The organism is Pseudomonas sp. MD195_PC81_125, assembly GCF_014060985.1.
Classification (GTDB): Bacteria; Pseudomonadota; Gammaproteobacteria; order Pseudomonadales; family Pseudomonadaceae; genus Aquipseudomonas; species Aquipseudomonas parakoreensis.
In genome coordinates, this window is record NZ_JABULD010000413.1 from 1 (window position 1) to 1,888 (window position 1,888).

The window sequence follows — 1,888 nt, forward strand, 5'->3', positions numbered from 1 at the left end:
TCCCACAGAGATTGGTGTCGGACACAAAGGATGTGAACAACGCAAAAACCTGTGGGAGCTGGCTTGCCAGCGATGCTTTTAACTACCACACACCGATTTGCACCACCTTCTCGCTCTCCGGCTCGCCATAGCGAAACCGCTGCCCACGCAGATCAATCTCCTGATGACTGATCGTGGTCCGCCGCTTCAACCCGCGCACCCATTCAAACAGGTGCCCCGCGTGCTCCTCGCGCACCGCCGCGTACGCCGGATCGTCACCCAAATCGTGCAACTCCTGCGGATCATTCAGCAGGTCAAACAACTGCGGCCGGAAGCCGTCGTACGCCAGGTATTTCCAGCGCTCGCTGCGCACCATGGTCATGCGGCAACGGTCGATCGGCTGGCCAAGTCGCTCGCGTGCCGGAGCCTGAAAGGCGTAGTCGTATTCGCTGATGGCGTAGCGGCGCCACTCGGGATTTTCGCCGTGCAACAGCGGGATCAGCGAGCGGCCCTCCAGCCGATGCCCGGCGCCCGGCAAACCCAAAGCCTGGAGAAACGTCGGCAATGCATCGATTGTCTCCGCCAGCCGGTCATCCACCGTGCCCCGAGTGATATCCGCCGCCGCACGCGGGTCGCGCACGATCAACGGCACGCCCACCGCTTGTTCGAGCAAAAACTCCTTCTCGCCCAGCCAGTGGTCGCCCAAAAAGTCGCCGTGATCGCTGGTGAACACGATCAGCGTGTCATCCCAACGACCGTTGCTCTGCAGAAAATCGAACAGCCGACCGAGCTGGTCATCCACTTGCTTGATCAGGCCCATGTAGGTGGGGATTACATTCAATCGTACTGAATCCCGGGAGAAGTTGAGGCTTTCCTCATGCTGGCGAAACGCCGTGTATACGGGGTGTTTGCTGGCTTCGGAGGGCGTCGCGCGGACCGCTTCGAGAATCGATTTCGTACTGTACAGGGCGTGGTATGGCGCCGGTACGATATAGGGCCAGTGCGGTTTGATGTAGGAGAGGTGTAAACACCAGGATTTCTCACCTTGCTCGGTGATGAAGTCGATGGCTCGATTTGTAGTGTAGACAGTCTCTGAGAACTGCTCGGGAATTCGCGCTGGCAAATGCGCATGACGCATGTGCCAGCCGCTGAGGATTTCGCCGTTCTCGCCTTCGGCAGCGTTGGCCCATTCGTGCCAAGGGTTGCGCCCGTCGAAACCGTGCTCGCGCAGGTAATGGGTGTAGGGCGCAGATTCGCGTTTGTCGTCGAACAGCGGGTCATCGGGGAAGATCCCGTCGTGGCGAAAGTACGGCTCGAAACCGACCTCGTTGAGCACTTCGGCCTGCGCGCTGTCCGGGTTGATCGCCAGACGCTGCAAGGCGTCGACGTTGGCCGTGGCGTGGGTCTTGCCGACCAGCGCAGTGCGAATGCCGTGCGGGCGCAGATAATCACCGATGGTCAGTTCTTCCAGCGGCAACGGCACAGCGTTCCATGCGACCTGATGGCTGCTGACGTAGCGTCCGGTGTAGGCCGACATCCGCGACGGCCCGCAGATCGTGCCCTGGGTGTAAGCACGGCTGAAGCGCACGCCGGCGGCGGCCAGACGATCGATGTTCGGTGTATGCAGATGCGGATGGCCGTAGCAGGACAGGTAATCGCGGCGCAGTTGATCGCACATGATGTACAGCACGTTGCGCACGGGTTTTTGCGGGTTGGACATGGGATTCACCGGTCAGAAAGACAGGCGAGGGTTGTCGCTTTCGGCGGGGGTGTTCGGCAAGTGCATTTGGGGAATGGGTTTTATGCAGTGGATGCATCGGTGACTGTTTCGGCACCATCGCTGGCAAGCCAGCTCCCACAGGATTTGCGCCAAGCCCAAATGATGTGAACACCCGGAACTTGTGGGAGC

General features: G+C 60.3%; 1 protein-coding gene. It reads right to left on the minus strand.

Going from position 1 to position 1,888, the window contains the following annotated elements:
* Positions 1 to 82: 82 nt before the first annotated feature.
* Positions 83 to 1,699 carry an alkaline phosphatase family protein gene (locus HT737_RS16925; RefSeq protein WP_182403366.1) on the minus strand — a complete coding sequence of 539 codons (1,617 nt, stop codon included), beginning with the start codon at positions 1,697 to 1,699 and terminating at the stop codon, positions 83 to 85.
* Between the last annotated feature and the right edge of the window lie 189 nt (positions 1,700 to 1,888).